Consider the following 14,737-nt stretch of genomic DNA (forward strand, 5'->3'; position numbering starts at 1 on the left):
ACCCGACCGGCGCCGAGCTGGGCAATGAGCTCGCGGGTGCGAGAGAGCGTAAACGCATCGAAGCGCTTGAGGTGGACGTTGACGCCGAAGGCATCCCTGATCTCGAGCGCTGCCGCGGCGTGGATCGTCATGGTCTGCCTCGCCTCAGTCGGGAAAAATCTTGCGCGGATTGAGAATGCCCTGCGGGTCGAAGCTCGCCTTGATGCGCTTCATCAATGAGAGCCCCGCCTCATCGAAGGCCATGGGGAGAAATTGGCGCTGAACCCAGCCGATGCCGTGTTCGCCGCTGATGCGGCCGCCCAGTGCGATGATCGTCTCGAAGAGCTGGCGCTCGGTAGCGTCCCTTCGCTTGATCCATTCGTCGTCACTCAAATCTCCGCGCAGGATGTTCACGTGGAGGTTGCCGTCGGCGGCGTGGCCATAGCAGATCGCGGTGAGCCCGTTGGCCTCGGCGGCGGCGCGGGCGGCGCGCACCGAGTCGGCGAGCCGGGCGCGCGGCACGACGGTGTCGGCCTCTTTATAGACCGAGCGGTGCTTGACCGCCTCCCCCACGGCGCGGCGCACGTCCCAGAGCCTGCGCTGCTCGGTCGCATCGCGCGCGGCAAGAATTTCCCCGGCGCCGATGCTCTCCAGCAACTCGCCCAGCGCGGCAGCCTGCTCGAGAAGCAGCTCGCCGTCGTTTCCATCGAACTCGATGAACAGGAGCGCCGCCTTGCCCGCGAGCTGGGGCGGCACGTCGTGAATTTCCTCGACGGCCTTGAGCGCGTTCTCTTCGAGAATCTCTACGGCCGAGGGGGCAAAGCCCTCGCGGAAGATCGCCTGCACCGCCTCGGCAGCGGCATCGAGCGATACAAAGGGCGCGGCCAGCGTAACGGTCTCTTTGGGCAGCGGGATGAGCTTGAGCGTTGCCGCCGTCACGATGGCCAGGGTTCCCTCCGAGCCGATCAACAATTGCGTGAGGTTGTAGCCGGTGACGTCCTTTCGGTTGGCGCCGCCTGTGCAGATGATCTCTCCGCCGGAGAGCACGGCTTCCAGGCCCATCACCCACTGGCGCGTGGGACCGTACTTGCACGAGCGCGGGCCGGCCGAGTCCTCGGCGATATTGCCGCCGATGTAGCAGCTCTCCTGGCTGGAGGGATCGGGCGGATAGAAGAGCTTTACCTCTTCAGCGGCGCGGTGAATCTCGGCCACGCTCACGCCGGCCTCGACCTCCATGGTGAGGTTGCCGGTATCGACCTTGCGGATTTTCGTGAACTTCTCGAGCGAGAGGCTGATCCCCCCGCACACGGGGAGCGCGCCGCCAGAGAGGCCCGTGCCCCCGCCGCGCGGGGTGACGGGAATCCGATGCGCGCTTGCCAGCTTCATCAGCGCACTGACCTGCTGCGCACTCTCGGGGATCGCCACGATTTCGGGCGCGAAATGGAGGTTCTCGGTCTCGTCGCGGCCGTATTTCTCGATGGCCGATTCATCGGCGCGCAGGCCCCGCTCGCCGAGAATGGCGCGCAGCTTGGCCGCGATTTCGGGCGTAATTTTCGCGTAGTCGCTCATTGCTTCCCCGGGCGGGCCCTCGCCCGCTACTTCGCGAGCGAGTATACGAAGCGCAGGGCGCGCGACAAAGGGCGCGCGCAATTTCCCGAGGCACCATGAGCAAACCGCCCCAGCTCGATCTGTTCGGCGCCGCCCCAAAGAAGGCGGGCAAGGAGCCCGTCGGCCCGGCGGCCCTCTCGGAAGAGATTCGCGCGCTCGGCAAGGCGCTTCCCCCGAAGCTCTACCTGGGCACGTCCTCCTGGAGCTTTCCCGGCTGGGAGGGGATCGTCTACGACCGCAAGGCCAGCCACGCCGAGCTCGCGCGCGAGGGGTTGGCCGCCTATGGGCGCCACCCGCTGCTTCGCACCGTGGGGATCGACCGCACCTACTACGCCCCCATCGAAAAGAGTGTCTACGCCGAATACGCCGGGCAGGTACCCGCGGACTTCCGCTTTCTTGCCAAGGCGAGCGAGGCGCTCACCGTGGCGCGCTATCCCGACCACGCCCGCTACGGCTCGCGCCGGGGACAGAAGAACCCGGACTTCCTGAGTCTCTCCTACGCCGAGGACTACGTGGTGGGCCCCTTCATGGAGGGCCTGCGTGAGAAGGCCGGCGTGCTGCTCTTGCAGTTCGCGCCGCAGGACGTATCCGCCATGGGCGGCGCGGCAGGCTTTGCAGACCGCATCCACGAGCTCCTCGCGCGCCTTCCAAAGGGCCCGGTCTACGCCGTGGAGATCCGCAACAAGGAGCTGCTCACGCCGCAGTACCGCGAGGCGCTGGGGGCCGCGGGCGCCGTGCACTGCCTCAACATCCACCCGGCGATGCCGGGAATATCCGCGCAGGCCGAGATGGCGCTCAGCGAAAAGGCCCCGGCGCTCGTGTGCCGCTGGATGCTCGCTCCGGGGCTCACCTACGACACGGCCAAGAACCGTTACGAGCCCTTCGACGAACTCGTCGACGAAGCCCCGCAGACGCGCCTCGATATTGCGCGCGAAGTCATTCGGAAGCTCAAGGCCGGCACTCCCGCCTACGTCATCGCCAACAACAAGGCCGAGGGCAGCTCCCCGCTCACGCTCATCAAACTGGCGGGGGAGGTTCTGCGGGAGGTATGAATTGCGCCCATCCCGTTCGTCCTGAGTGTTTCGCAAAGCAAAACGTATCGAAGGGCAAACGGGCCTCGGAACATTGAGGCTGACGTGCGCCCTTCGATACGCATTGCGTTGCGCAATGCTACTCAGGACGAACGGAAACGACTTCACGAACAAGAAAAGCCCCGCCTTCCGGCGGGGCTTTCGCTTCTATTTCACAAAACTCAGGCGGCCACGTAGTGTCGTACTTCCACTTCCACACCTGCCGTCGCAGCCGTTTGAGCCTGGGATAGAAGGGACGCGCTGACTTCCTCGCTCACCAGCGCCTCGCCGCAGTTGACGCATACCTCGGCGGGGACGTCCTTGAACACGACTGTCGTTTCGCCGCGCTCAAGCGTCACCGTTGTTGTACCCTCCCGGGTCTCACCGTGCTTGCAGAATGGACACTTCATGTCTTCACTCCTGCGAAAACCTTCGTCCCAAAGATCTGGATCAGGTTCGTAACAGGTTACAACTATAGCAACTTCGGGTGCCATTGCGAAAACCACGTGAATCGCCCGCCCCGAGGGACTACCCAGCATCAAGCGACTCGGATAAGGTCAATCATCAGGGTAGTCCTCAATCACCTCGCCCGTCTTCAGCACGGCGGTAATGTCCTCCACGGAAATCTCTCGCTCGAACATGCGTCTGAGCGCATGCGTGCTGAAGCGAAGCTCCACTCCCTCAGATCCCCCCCTGCGCCCGGATCTTCACCTGGCGGCGGTAGTCCATGCGGTTGACCGCATCCAGGAAGGAGAGCGCAGAGGCGACCATGATGTCGGGGTGCGTGCCGCGCCCGCGCACGAGGCGGCCGTCCTCTTCGACGCCGACGGTGACGTCGCCCTGCGCGTCCGTGCCGCCGGAGATTGCTTTGACCACGTAGCTCGTCACCCGGCCGCCAAAGCCCGTGAGCTCCTTGATTGCGGCCAGCGCCGCGTCCACCGGACCGTCGCCGAAGGCTGAGCCCGTCTTTTCCTCGCCGTCGATCGCCAGCGTCACCGTGGCCGAGGGACGGATGTCCGTGCCCGAGCTGCAGTTGACGTGGATGAGCTTGTAGCGACTCTCGATCTGGATGAGCTCGTCGGCCACGATGCGCTCAAGATCCTCGTCGTAGACTTCCTTTTTCAGGTCGGCAAGGCGCTTGAATTTGTGGAAGGCCTCTTCGGTCTGCTCCGCGCTCAGCTCGAAGCCCAGTTCTTTCAGGCGGTCCTTGAAGGCATGGCGGCCCGAGTGCTTGCCCAGCACGAGCTGGTTGGTGGGAATGCCCACCGACTCGGGGGTCATAATCTCGTAGGTGAGCTTGTTGGCCAGCACGCCGTGCTGGTGGATGCCCGCCTCATGGGCGAATGCATTGGCCCCCACAATCGCCTTGTTGGGCTGGACGTTGATACCGGTGATGGAACTGAGCAACCGCGAGCTCGGGTAGATCTGGTCGGTCTTCACGTCGGTGTGGTAGCCGAAATACTCGGCGCGCGTGGCCAGCGACATGACGATCTCTTCCATGGAGGCGTTGCCCGCGCGCTCGCCGATGCCGTTGACCGTGCACTCGACCTGGCGCGCCCCCGCGCGCACGGCAGCCAGGGAGTTGGCGACGCCAAGGCCCAGGTCGTTGTGGCAGTGGACGGAGATGATCACGTCCTTGTCACCGACCACTTCGTCCTTGACGCGGGCGATGAGCTCGCCGAATTCCCACGGCGTCGTGTAGCCCACCGTATCGGGCACATTGAGCACGTGGGCGCCGGCTTCCACGGCGCGCTTGAAGACCTCCACCAGATAGTCGGGATCCGAGCGCGTGGCGTCCTCGGCGCTGAACTCCACCCACTCGGTGTGGGAACGGGCGCGCTCGACGGCGCGCGAAGCATCGTCGAGCACCTGCTCGCGGCTCATCTTGAGCTTGTGCTGGAGATGAATGTCGCTGGTGGCGATGAAGGTGTGAATCCCCCACCTGCCCGAGGGACGCAGCGCTTCGGCCGCGCGGTCGATGTCGGGAAACTGGGCACGCGAGAGGCCCATGAGGCGCGGCCCCTCCACACGCTGCGCAATGGCGCGCACCGCTTCGTAGTCGCCCTCGGAGGCGATGGGGAATCCGCACTCGATCAGATCGGCACCCAGGCGCGCAAGCTGCTCGGCCATGCGGACCTTTTCCTCCACGTTCATCGAGCAGCCCGGTGACTGCTCCCCATCGCGCAGGGTGGTGTCGAAGATGTAGACCTTCTCGCTCATCGTTTTCTTGGCTCCGTGTGTTTCCGAAGGCCCCCAAAGAGTACCGGACACCTACGAAAAAGGCCCCCGGTCTCCGGGGGCCCTCTGTGCTTACAAGTTCGCTGATTTCAGCTCAAGACACAAAGGGCTCCCGTCCGCTGAGAAGCAGACCCGGGAGCAGTAGGTTGAGCGTCTTGTGCTGCATGTTTCCTCACGGCCTTTTCGAGCGCCGTTTTGCCAATGCTACGGATTTTTGAGATTTTTGCAAGCCCCCTGTCCCAATTAGGGGCTCTTTGTTCCCTGCCGGAGCGGCCAGGCTCGTGCGGCCGCCCCCTCTGTCCTTCCGACTTCGCCAAGGCTACGTCGGACAAAACCGGACATCTCCCCCGCATGCGGGGGAGAGAGAGCGGAAGAAGCTTCTTATTCCATCTCGGGCAGGTCGTCGCCGCCCACCAGATCGTCGTCGTCTTCGTCGGGTCGGCGCCCGGCGGAGATCATCCACATCAGCAGGCCGCCCAGCACATAGAGATAGATCGTGCCGAAGAAGAACCACACCGGCTGAATGGCCAGCAGGGCGAGCAGCAGGACGAAGAAGACGAGCACGCGAAAGCGGCTGCGGTCAACGAAATTGATTTCCTTGGGGCTCTTGAACGGGATCTCGCTGACCATCAGCAGGCCCGCCACGTAGACCAGCACCATGTAGGCCGGATGGCGCAGCGTCCCCTCAATGCCGTTGATCCCGAAGCGATCGAAGAACTCCAGGTGCTGCTGGTGGAGCAGCACCGGCGTAATGACCAGGCCCGCCGCCGCCGGGGAGGCAAGGCCCATGAAGTAATCCTTGCCCTCGCCCTCTTCCTGCTGGATGTTGAAGCGTCCCAGACGAATGGCGGCGCACACCACGTAGAGGAAGGCGCCGACCCAGCCCCAGCGCTGGTAGGGAAAGAGCGACCAGTTGTAGGCGAGAATCGCCGGCGCCACGCCAAAGGAGATGAGGTCGCTGAGCGAGTCGTATTGCACGCCGAACTCGCTGGTGGTGTTCGTCATGCGAGCCACGCGCCCGTCGAGACCGTCGAAGATCCCGGCGATCACGATGGCCCAGGCCGCTTCCCAGAAGCGCAGGTCGATCGAAGCGATGATGGCATAGAAGCCCGAGAACATGCTCGCCGTGGTAAGCAGCGCGGGCAGCACATAAATGCCGCGGCGCCGCGCGTTCTCCCGCGCCTTGGCCCGTCGGGCCTTGATCCTTGAAAGCGATGATTCTCCGGCCATGGTGGGTCCGAGTATATCCCTGCGGGTTAGAAAGATAAAAGGGCCTCAGGTGAACGGTTTTGCGGCAACATCCACCATCGCCGCGAGGCCCCCCGGCTCCTCAACGTGCACGTGCACGATTCCATGCTCCCGGCGGCCCAAAACGAAGGGGCGGGAAAACCCCGCCCCTCCAGCATTTGAGCTGATTGGCCGGCCCTAGTTCTTGGTCTTGTCGACGATCTTCTTGTCGGCGATCCAGGCCATCATGTTGCGCAGGTCACCGCCCACCTTCTCGATGGGGTGGTCTTCGCCGCGCTTGAGCAGCGCGTTGAAGCTCGGGCGGCCGGCCTGGCACTCGAGGATCCATTCCCTGGCGAACTTGCCGGTCTGGATCTCGTCGAGGATCTTCTTCATTTCCTTCTTGGTCTCGTCGGTGACGATGCGCGGGCCGCGCGTGATGTCGCCGTACTTGGCCGTGTTGGAAATCGAGTAGCGCATGTTGGCGATGCCGCCTTCGTAGATCAGGTCCACGATGAGCTTCACTTCGTGGAGGCACTCGAAGTAGGCCATCTCGGGGGCGTATCCGGCCTCGACGAGGGTCTCGAAACCGGCCTGAATGAGATGGCTCACGCCGCCGCAAAGCACGGCCTGCTCGCCGAAGAGGTCGGTCTCGCACTCTTCACGGAAGTTGGTTTCGATGATGCCGGCGCGGCCGCCGCCGATGGCGCTGGCGTAGGCCATGGCCACTTCCTTGGTGTCCTTGGCCGCGTCCTGCTGAACGGCGATGAGGCAGGGAACGCCGCTGCCCTGGGTGTAGGTGCTCCGCACGAGATGACCCGGGCCCTTGGGCGCGATCATCATCACGTTGATGTCCTCGTGGGGGACGACCTGGCCGAAGTGGATCGAGAAGCCGTGACCGAAGGCAAGGTAGGCACCGGCCTTGAGGTTGGGCTCGATCTCGCTCGCAAATACTTCGCCGTGGGTCTCGTCGGGCAGCAGGCACATGACGACGTCGGCGTCCTTGACGGCGCGGCCGACGGTATCGACGGTCAGGCCGGAGTTTTCGGCCTTCTTCCAGGACGAGGAACCCTCGCGCAGGCCGACGACCACGTTGCAGCCCGACTCCTTGAGGTTGAGCGAGTGGGCGTGGCCCTGGCTGCCGTAGCCGATGACGGCAATTTTCTTGCCCTTGATCTTGCTGAGATCAGCGTCTTTGTCGTAGTAAACTTTCATTGCAACAAGGCTCCCTTGCCTGGAATGGATTCTCTTAAAATTTCGGGCCTGAGCCCGCTTTGGAGGCGTTCTTTGAGCCGCCGGAGGCCCGATCATTCGAGCCGCTCCCGGCGCCCCCGGGCTCCGAAGGGGCCCTATCGTAGGCGCCCACGGAGGCCTGTCAAGCCGCAGGGTGCCCTTTCGGGCCCTGCCCTGCTTTTGGGCTTATTTCGCCCCTCGGGTGATGGCTGTGACCCCAGTGCGGACCACTTCCTTGATCCCGTGGGGTCGCAGCAGCTCGATGGCGGCGCCGACCTTGTCCTGGCTGCCGGTGAACTCGATGGTGTAGGTCGTCGCCGACACATCGATGATCTTCCCGCGGAAGATGTCGGCGATGCGCAGCACCTCGGCGCGCTTGTCCTCGACGGCCTTGACCTTGATAAGCACCATCTCGCGCTCAACGTGGGGGGACTCGGTCACGTCCGAGACCTTCACCGTCGAGATGAGCTTGTTGAGCTGCTTGGTGATCTGCTCGATGATCTTCTCGTCGCCGCTGGTGACGATCGTCATGCGCGAGACCGCGGGCTCGAGCGTCGGGGCCACGTTGAGCGACTCGATGTTGTAGCCGCGCGCCGAGAAGAGGTTCGCCACGCGCGCGAGCACGCCGAACTCGTTGTTCACAAGAAGTGTCAGTGTGTGTTTCATAACCCGTATCCTGGTATCGGTTCTCCCGGGACGCCGCCGATTTCACGCCAGCCGCACTTGAATACGCGCTCAAGACGCGTCCCGTGAGTGAGTTGTATGTGGTGCGCGGCGCCGGAGGATCGCTCCGGCAGCCGCGCCCCTGAAAATCCTGTCCGCTCTCCCCTCTCCCTTTCAGGGAGAGGGAGGAGCGAAGCGGAGGGTGAGGGTGCAATGGTGCAACTCTCCACCCTCACCCGCCCTGCGGGCACCCTCTCCCTGAAAGGGAGAGGGGAAAATCGAACCCAAGCTATCTTACGCCGGTGGTTCGAACACCAGCATCTCGTCGAGCGCGCCGCCGGCGGGCACCATGGGATAGACATTCTCGTCCTGCGTGACGCGCACGTTCACCATGGCCGGTTGCGGCGATGCGAGCGCTTCTTCGGCAACTTTTTCGAAGTTCTCGACCTTGTCGACGTCGAACCCGATGGCTCCGAAGGCCTCGGCCAGCTTCACCCACTCGGGCTCCTTCTGCCAGAGCACCTCGGAGTAGCGCTTCTCGTAGAAGAACTCCTGCCACTGGCGCACCATTCCCAGGCACGAGTTGTTGGCAATGAATATCTTGATGGGCAGCTTGTACTCGGCGGCCACGATGAGTTCCTGGATGCACATCTGGATGCAGCCGTCGCCGGCGATGCAGAGCACCAGGTCGTCGGGGCACGCGAACTGCGCGCCGATGGCCGCGGGCAGCGAGAAGCCCATGGTCCCAAGGCCGCCGGAGTTGAGCCACTTGCGCGGCTTCTGGAACTTGAAGTACTGCGCCGCCCACATCTGGTGCTGGCCCACGTCGGCCACGACAATGGGATCGCGATCCTTTGTGAGGCGCTGGAGTTCTTCGATCATGAACTGCGGCTTGATGGCCCCGGTCTCATTGTGGGTATAGGCAAGCGGGTGCGTGGCCTCCCACTTGGCGATCTGCTCATGCCAGGGAGCGATCTGCTTGTGGAAGGCTTCGGTCTTCTTGGAATCGGGCAGCACTTCGTTGAACTGTTCGAGCACCACGCGCGCGTCACCCACGATGGGGATCTGAATCTCCACGTTCTTGGAGATGCTTGCCGGGTCGACGTCCACGTGGATGAAGTCGGCATGAACGGCGAATTTCTCCAGCTTGCCGGTCACGCGATCGTCGAAGCGCACGCCCACGGCCATGATCACGTCGGCGTTGCTCATGGCCATGTTGGCACGGTAGGTCCCGTGCATCCCCAGCATGTCGAGCGAGAGCGGAGCACCCATGGGGAAGCATCCGAGCCCCATCAGCGTCTGGGTCACCGGGATGTTGAGCGCGCGGGCAAACTTGCTGAGTTCCTCGGCGCCGTTGGAGAGGATCACGCCGCCCCCCACGTAGAGCACGGGCTTTTTCGCGCGCAGGAGCCGGTCCATGGCCTTCTTGACCTGCTTCATGTGGCCCTGAACGGTGGGCTTGTAGCTGGGAATGTCCACGCTCTCGGGCCAGTGGAACTTGCACTTGTCGGCGGTGATGTCCTTGGGAATGTCCACCACCACCGGGCCCGGGCGACCGGTGCTCGCAATGTAGAAGGCTTCGCGGATGATGCGCGCCAGGTCCTTCACATCGGTCACCATGAAGTTGTGCTTGGTCACCGGGCGGGTGATGCCGAGCGTGTCGGCCTCCTGGAAGGCGTCGTTGCCGATGAGCGTGCTGGGCACCTGCCCGGTAAAGCACACCATCGGGATCGAATCCATGTAGGCGGTGGCAAGACCCGTGACCGCGTTGGTCGCGCCGGGGCCGGAAGTAACGAGCGCAACGCCCACCTTCCCGCTCGCGCGCGCGTAGCCATCGGCCATGTGCACCGCGCCCTGTTCGTGGCGGGTGAGCACATGATTCATCTTGCGCTTGTAGATCTCATCGTAGATGTGGAGAACCGCCCCTCCGGGATACCCGAAGAAGGTGTCCACACCCTCGCGTGTCAGTGATTCACAAAAAATCTCGGCGCCGGTCATTTCCATCCGAAACACCCTCCGGCCGGGCGGGATCTCCGCACGGCCACTCGAAGTTTTCACCGCGGATGCTGCCGCGGCAGGCAAAGGCTGTGATCGCTGGATTTGCGCGAGGGGCCCGGTAGCCGGACTCGCACGTAACTCCACGAGGTATTTCACAGCCCCACACAGGGGAAACGGACAGGCTGTTCCGGCAAGGAAAGCGCCTGCCCTGCAGAGCTTCTTTGTATACCGCGGCAAAAAGCTTGTCAAACCGGTGGGTTATGGAAGTGGGTAGCCGGGAATGCTGGAGGGGCAGAGTTTTTGCCACAGATGGCCACGGATGAACACGGATGGAGATAACAAATAGGACTTCAGGCCGAGAATCCGAAAGATCTGACTCCGGCCCCCTTGTTCATCTTTCCTTCATCTGTGTTCATCCGTGGCCATCTGTGGTTTCAAACTCCGACTGGTTGCCAACTGATTACCCCGTCACTAAAACCAGAAGGGCCTACCGGGCATGGAGCGCTTTTGATGAGTGAAGCAATCGGGACCGAGCTGACGGAGATTCGCGAGGGCCATGAGTTCGACAAGGCCGCGCTGGAGTCCTACCTCAAGGCCAACGTCGAGGGCTTTTCCGGGCCGCTGGAAATCCGCCAGTTCGAGGGCGGGCAGTCCAATCCGACCTTCTTTCTGAAGGGTGGCGACGTGGAATACGTCATGCGCAAGAAACCCCCGGGCAAGCTCCTGCCTTCGGCCCATGCGGTCGACCGCGAGTACCGCGTGCTCAAGGCCCTTCAGGGCAGCGAGGTCCCGGTCCCGAAGGTCTACTGCCTGTGCGAGGACGAGTCGGTCATCGGCCAGGCCTTCTACGTCATGGAGTTCCGCAAGGGCCGCATCTTCCGCGACTCGAAGATGCCCGAGGTGAAAGACCCCAAAGAGCGCGAGGCCATCTGGTACAGCATGGGCGATACCATGGCCGCGCTGCACAAGGTGGACTACGACGCCGTGGGGCTCGAGGGCTACGGCAAGGTCGGCCACTACATGGAACGCCAGCTCAGCCGGTGGACCAAGCAGTACGAGGCGAGCAAGACCGACGAGGTCGAACCCATGAACCTGCTGCTCGACTGGCTTCCCAAAAACATTCCCGCAAATGACGAGACGGCCATCGCCCACGGCGACTTCCGTCTGGAGAACATGATCGTCCACCCCACCGAGCCCCGCGTGATCGCCGTGCTCGACTGGGAGCTCTCGACCCTCGGCCACCCGCTCGCCGACCTGGCCTACAACTGCATGCTCTATCACCTTCCCGCCATGCCCGGCGCCGGCGCCTCCAACGGATTCCTTGGAACGAACCTCAAGGAGCTCGGCATTCCGAGCGAAGAGGACTACCTGGCGCGCTACTGCGAGAAGACCGGGCGCGACTGCCTTCCCGAGTTCGATTTCTTCGTCGCCTTCTCGATGTTCCGCCTGGCGGCCATCGTGCAGGGCGTCTACAAGCGCGGCCTCGACGGCAACGCCAGTTCCCAGAAGGCGCTCAGCTACGGCCCCGTCGTGAAGTTCCTCTCCGACGCCGCCGTGCAGCAGGTGAAGCACCGCATGTAGGGCGCGCAGCTTGCCGATTCAGGGCGGGGTTCTCCCCCGCCCTTTTTGTATTTAGTGAAGCGCGGATTTCAGGCCGATGATCGCCGCGCCGACAAGCGCGGCCAGCACGCCCGCGCCGATCCCCCGCCAGATAGAGCCCTTGTAGCGACGCATGGACTCGAAGCCCATGACGAACAAGATGAGCAGCGTCACCGCCTCGGCCAGCCGGAAGGCCGCCCGCAGGGGAACGAGCTCCGCGGCCGCAAGAGCGAAAATTGAGCACATCGGAATCAGGCTGAGCAGGACGGCCAGTGTCTCGATGACGATCTGCTTGCGATCGGTGGGCGGCATGCTCTGGCGCTGCACCGACTTGCCCAGCAGGTCGGCGTAGAGCTTGGCCAACCACACGGCCATGACCGTCACCGAAATGGAGACAATTGCCTCCCAGGGCGTGCTGCCGCGCTCTTCGAGCGCCGCCAGCAGCGATGCCGCGATGATCTGGCCATAAATGGCCTTGGAGGGATGGGCACGGCGAATGAATTCTTCGACCCGCGCCACGGAGATGATCGAGCCGCGATACTCGCCCATGCTCCCAAGCATAGCCCCCTGCCCGCGCCGCGCAAAAGCGAGGCCGCCCCATTGGCGCCGCGCCCGGCGGCGATTACTCGTAGAGGCAGAGCCGAAAGGAAGTGCCATGGCCGAGCCCCTGAGCAGCGAGCAACTCGACGACCCGGTCGTCCTCCACATGAATCCCACCGAGGTTACCGTGCGCCCCGAGCAGAGCGTCGCCCAGGCACTCGAGAGCGTGCGCAAGGCGCGGCCCTCCAAGCGCATCGTCTACATCTACGTGGTCGATGACGAGGGAGTCCTGCGCGGCGTGGTGCCCACGCGCGCGTTGCTGGTCAATGACCTGGATCGAAGCATCGCCGAGATCATGGACACCCGAATTGTGAGCGTCTCCGACCGGGCCACCGTGATGATCGCCTGCGAGCAATTTCTCTTTCACCGCTATCTGGCTTTCCCCGTCGTGGGCGAGCGCGGCGAGCTGCGCGGCGTGATCGACGTGAGCCTGTTTACCGACGAGGTTTTCTCCATTGCAGAAAAACAGTCGGGCAACGACGCTTTCTCCCTGATCGGCGTGCATCTGGCGCGCGCACGTTCGGGCAATGCGTGGGAGAGTTTTGGGGACCGCTTCCCCTGGCTGCTCTGCAACATCGGCGGCGGTATCACCGCGGCGCTTCTGGCGTCGGCCTACGAATCGCTTCTTGCTGCCGTGGTGGTTCTCTCCCTGTTCATCCCCGTAGTGCTGGCCCTTGCCGAGAGCGTGAGCATCCAGAGCATGAGTCTGACCATCCAGGGCTTTCATGAGGGCGAGGTGCAGTGGAAGCGCGTCGCGCGCGACCTGCTGCGGGAGCTGCGCACGGGCACATTGCTCGGCGTGGGAAGCGGGGCGCTGGTGGGCGTGGTGGTCTGGCTCTGGCGCGGAGCGCCGGGGGTTGGCTTCACCGTGGCACTGAGCATGACGCTTTCGATCATCACCGCGGCGCTGCTCGGTGTGATCTTTCCGACCATTATTCACGCGCTGCGTCGCGACCCGAAAATCGCCGCCGGGCCCATTGTTCTGGCCGTAACGGACCTTGCAACCCTGATGTTCTATTTCAACCTGGCGGGGGCGCTTCTCAGAAGCGCCTGATACACCGCCACTGTACCCCGAGTGGCTTAATCCGCGATTCCTTTTGCGCTATAGTCGCCTCACGCAGGATGGAAGAAAAACCCAAAGAAGCGGCGCGCCTGCGCCTGCCTGAGCTTGGCCGGATCGTAGAATGGTCGAACGCCGATAAGTGCCTGCTCGTCGCCCTCGTCAACATCACGTCATCGGTGTCCCTGGGTCTGACCCTCTGGCACTACCGCGACAACCCGACCGCGACCGCCTATGCCGAACCCGGCGTGATTGCCCTGCTCCATGAGATTGCCTGTTTGTTGGCCATCGTCTGGCTGTTGATGGGGGCACTCTCATTGTATGAGCGCCGAAGCAACCCCCAAAGCAACTTGCCCGTTCACCTTGAGATCCAGGTCTACGCTGTCACCAACGCCTGGGTGGGTTACATGGTCGGTATGCTGACCAGTCCGTACGGCGTGCTCGTTTTTCTGGGCGGTCTGTTCGTCTCGGCCGTGCTTTTCGGGCGGTTCGCCAGCGTGCTGGGAATGGTGAGCTTCTTCTTCGTCGCCTTCGGCGCCAGCATTCTAGAGCGCCTTCGCGTCATCCCCTACGCACCTGCATTGGCCACCGCTCCCTATGACCACCACCGCCTGGCAGAATCATGGTCGGGCACCATGGGCCTGATCTTCGTGAGCATTCTCATCATGATCATCATGGTCTTCATCGGACTGGTGGGAAGCTGGGACCGGCGGCAGGCTGAACTTGCCGCGGCCAACGCAGAGCTCAAGGAACGCTCGCGGGCCAAGGACGAATTCCTCTCCATGGTCAGCCACGAGCTGCGCACCCCGCTCACCGCGCTCATGGGCGCGGTGGGGCTGCTCGAAGCCTATCGCGAGGATCCCGAGCGTAGCGCAGAGCTCATGCACATCGCCCGCGAGAACGGCACGCGCCTCTCGGCACTGGTCAATGACCTGCTCGACCTGCGCAGTATGAGCAGCGGCAACTTCGAGGTCACGCTCGCGCGGCTCGAACCCGTCGCACTGGTCGAAGGCGCCATCGGTGAGCTGGGCGCGGTATTCCAGGAAAAGGGACTGCGCATCGAGACGGACCTTGCCGCCGCGCACGGCAAGTTCATTGCCGGCGACAGCGTGCGCCTGCAGCAGGTGCTGCTCAACCTGCTCTACAACGCCACGAAGTTCTCCCCGGCGAAGGGGTGCATTCGCGTCGAGGCGCAGCTCGCACCCGGCGGCAAGCATCTGCGCCTGAGCGTGCTGGACGAGGGACCGGGAATTGCGTCGGCCGACATGGAAAACGTCTTTGAAAAATTCTACCAGGGAAAACCGCCGGCCGGCCGGGCGCAGCCGGGCACGGGTCTTGGCCTGAGCATCGCCCGCGGCATCATCGAGGCCCACCACGGCACCATCCACGCGGCCAACCGCAGCAAGCGCGGCGCGGTGTTCTCGTTTGAAATTCCGCTGTGGGGTGATCCCGCCGCGCAGCT

The 14,737-nt window shown here is 63.6% G+C and carries 12 protein-coding genes and 1 pseudogene; 4 read left to right on the forward strand and 9 right to left on the reverse strand.

Annotation, left to right across the window (positions count from 1 at the left end):
• Positions 1 to 144 precede the first annotated feature (144 nt).
• A complete protein-coding gene (locus KDH09_09920; GenBank protein MCB0219999.1) occupies positions 145 to 1,548 on the reverse strand; it encodes an FAD-binding protein in 1,404 nt (467 codons plus the stop codon).
• A 95-nt stretch (positions 1,549 to 1,643) separates the two neighbouring features.
• Here KDH09_09920 and KDH09_09925 point away from each other — a divergent pair, with 95 nt between their 5' ends.
• Positions 1,644 to 2,639, forward strand: coding sequence for a DUF72 domain-containing protein (locus KDH09_09925; GenBank protein ID MCB0220000.1), 996 nt, complete (start codon positions 1,644 to 1,646; stop codon positions 2,637 to 2,639).
• A 200-nt stretch (positions 2,640 to 2,839) separates the two neighbouring features.
• Here the strand turns inward: KDH09_09925 and KDH09_09930 are convergent, their stop codons facing one another.
• From KDH09_09930 to ilvB, 7 genes and pseudogenes are all read right to left on the reverse strand, one after another.
• The gene (locus KDH09_09930; protein MCB0220001.1) at positions 2,840 to 3,067 is read right to left on the reverse strand and encodes a type II toxin-antitoxin system MqsA family antitoxin; all 228 of its coding nucleotides are present in this window, start codon (positions 3,065 to 3,067) and stop codon (positions 2,840 to 2,842) included.
• A gap of 3 nt (positions 3,068 to 3,070) precedes the next feature.
• Positions 3,071 to 3,334 (reverse strand): annotated as a pseudogene (locus KDH09_09935) (DUF4258 domain-containing protein).
• Positions 3,335 to 3,338: 4 nt separating this feature from the next.
• The gene (locus KDH09_09940) at positions 3,339 to 4,877 is read right to left on the reverse strand and encodes a 2-isopropylmalate synthase (protein ID MCB0220002.1); all 1,539 of its coding nucleotides are present in this window, start codon (positions 4,875 to 4,877) and stop codon (positions 3,339 to 3,341) included.
• Between the two features lie 399 nt (positions 4,878 to 5,276).
• Positions 5,277 to 6,125: a CDP-diacylglycerol--serine O-phosphatidyltransferase gene (gene pssA, locus KDH09_09945; protein ID MCB0220003.1), complete on the reverse strand. Its 849-nt coding sequence runs from the start codon at positions 6,123 to 6,125 to the stop codon at positions 5,277 to 5,279.
• 195 nt (positions 6,126 to 6,320) lie between these two features.
• Entirely contained in the window at positions 6,321 to 7,433 is a 1,113-nt protein-coding gene (gene ilvC, locus KDH09_09950; GenBank protein MCB0220004.1) for a ketol-acid reductoisomerase, read from the reverse strand.
• 108 nt (positions 7,434 to 7,541) lie between these two features.
• Positions 7,542 to 8,021 (reverse strand): acetolactate synthase small subunit, encoded by a 480-nt coding sequence (gene ilvN / locus KDH09_09955; protein MCB0220005.1) that lies wholly within the window; start codon positions 8,019 to 8,021, stop codon positions 7,542 to 7,544.
• Positions 8,022 to 8,312: 291 nt separating this feature from the next.
• Positions 8,313 to 10,022, reverse strand: coding sequence for a biosynthetic-type acetolactate synthase large subunit (gene ilvB, locus KDH09_09960; GenBank protein ID MCB0220006.1), 1,710 nt, complete (start codon positions 10,020 to 10,022; stop codon positions 8,313 to 8,315).
• Positions 10,023 to 10,526: 504 nt separating this feature from the next.
• Between ilvB and KDH09_09965 the strand changes: the two genes are divergently transcribed.
• Positions 10,527 to 11,597, forward strand: coding sequence for a phosphotransferase (locus KDH09_09965; GenBank protein MCB0220007.1), 1,071 nt, complete (start codon positions 10,527 to 10,529; stop codon positions 11,595 to 11,597).
• 51 nt (positions 11,598 to 11,648) lie between these two features.
• Here KDH09_09965 and KDH09_09970 read toward each other — a convergent pair whose 3' ends face one another.
• Positions 11,649 to 12,164, reverse strand: coding sequence for a hypothetical protein (locus tag KDH09_09970; protein ID MCB0220008.1), 516 nt, complete (start codon positions 12,162 to 12,164; stop codon positions 11,649 to 11,651).
• Positions 12,165 to 12,270: 106 nt separating this feature from the next.
• On the opposite strand from KDH09_09970, the gene KDH09_09975 reads away from it, so the two are divergent.
• Entirely contained in the window at positions 12,271 to 13,269 is a 999-nt protein-coding gene (locus KDH09_09975) for a magnesium transporter (GenBank protein MCB0220009.1), read from the forward strand.
• 68 nt (positions 13,270 to 13,337) lie between these two features.
• A partial coding sequence (locus KDH09_09980; GenBank protein MCB0220010.1) for a hypothetical protein occupies positions 13,338 to 14,737 on the forward strand: 1,400 nt, incomplete at its 3' end.

Source organism: Chrysiogenia bacterium (genome assembly GCA_020434085.1).
Taxonomy (GTDB): Bacteria; JAGRBM01; JAGRBM01; order JAGRBM01; family JAGRBM01; genus JAGRBM01.

Coding starts and splice junctions, on each gene's coding strand:
- KDH09_09920 (MCB0219999.1), bottom strand. CDS start 1,548: ATGAGCGACTACGCGAAAATTACGCCCGAAATCGCGGCCAAGCTGCGC.
- KDH09_09925 (MCB0220000.1), top strand. CDS start 1,644: ATGAGCAAACCGCCCCAGCTCGATCTGTTCGGCGCCGCCCCAAAGAAG.
- KDH09_09930 (MCB0220001.1), bottom strand. CDS start 3,067: ATGAAGTGTCCATTCTGCAAGCACGGTGAGACCCGGGAGGGTACAACA.
- KDH09_09940 (MCB0220002.1), bottom strand. CDS start 4,877: ATGAGCGAGAAGGTCTACATCTTCGACACCACCCTGCGCGATGGGGAG.
- pssA (MCB0220003.1), bottom strand. CDS start 6,125: ATGGCCGGAGAATCATCGCTTTCAAGGATCAAGGCCCGACGGGCCAAG.
- ilvC (MCB0220004.1), bottom strand. CDS start 7,433: ATGATCGGGCCTCCGGCGGCTCAAAGAACGCCTCCAAAGCGGGCTCAG.
- ilvN (MCB0220005.1), bottom strand. CDS start 8,021: ATGAAACACACACTGACACTTCTTGTGAACAACGAGTTCGGCGTGCTC.
- ilvB (MCB0220006.1), bottom strand. CDS start 10,022: ATGGAAATGACCGGCGCCGAGATTTTTTGTGAATCACTGACACGCGAG.
- KDH09_09965 (MCB0220007.1), top strand. CDS start 10,527: ATGAGTGAAGCAATCGGGACCGAGCTGACGGAGATTCGCGAGGGCCAT.
- KDH09_09970 (MCB0220008.1), bottom strand. CDS start 12,164: ATGGGCGAGTATCGCGGCTCGATCATCTCCGTGGCGCGGGTCGAAGAA.
- KDH09_09975 (MCB0220009.1), top strand. CDS start 12,271: ATGGCCGAGCCCCTGAGCAGCGAGCAACTCGACGACCCGGTCGTCCTC.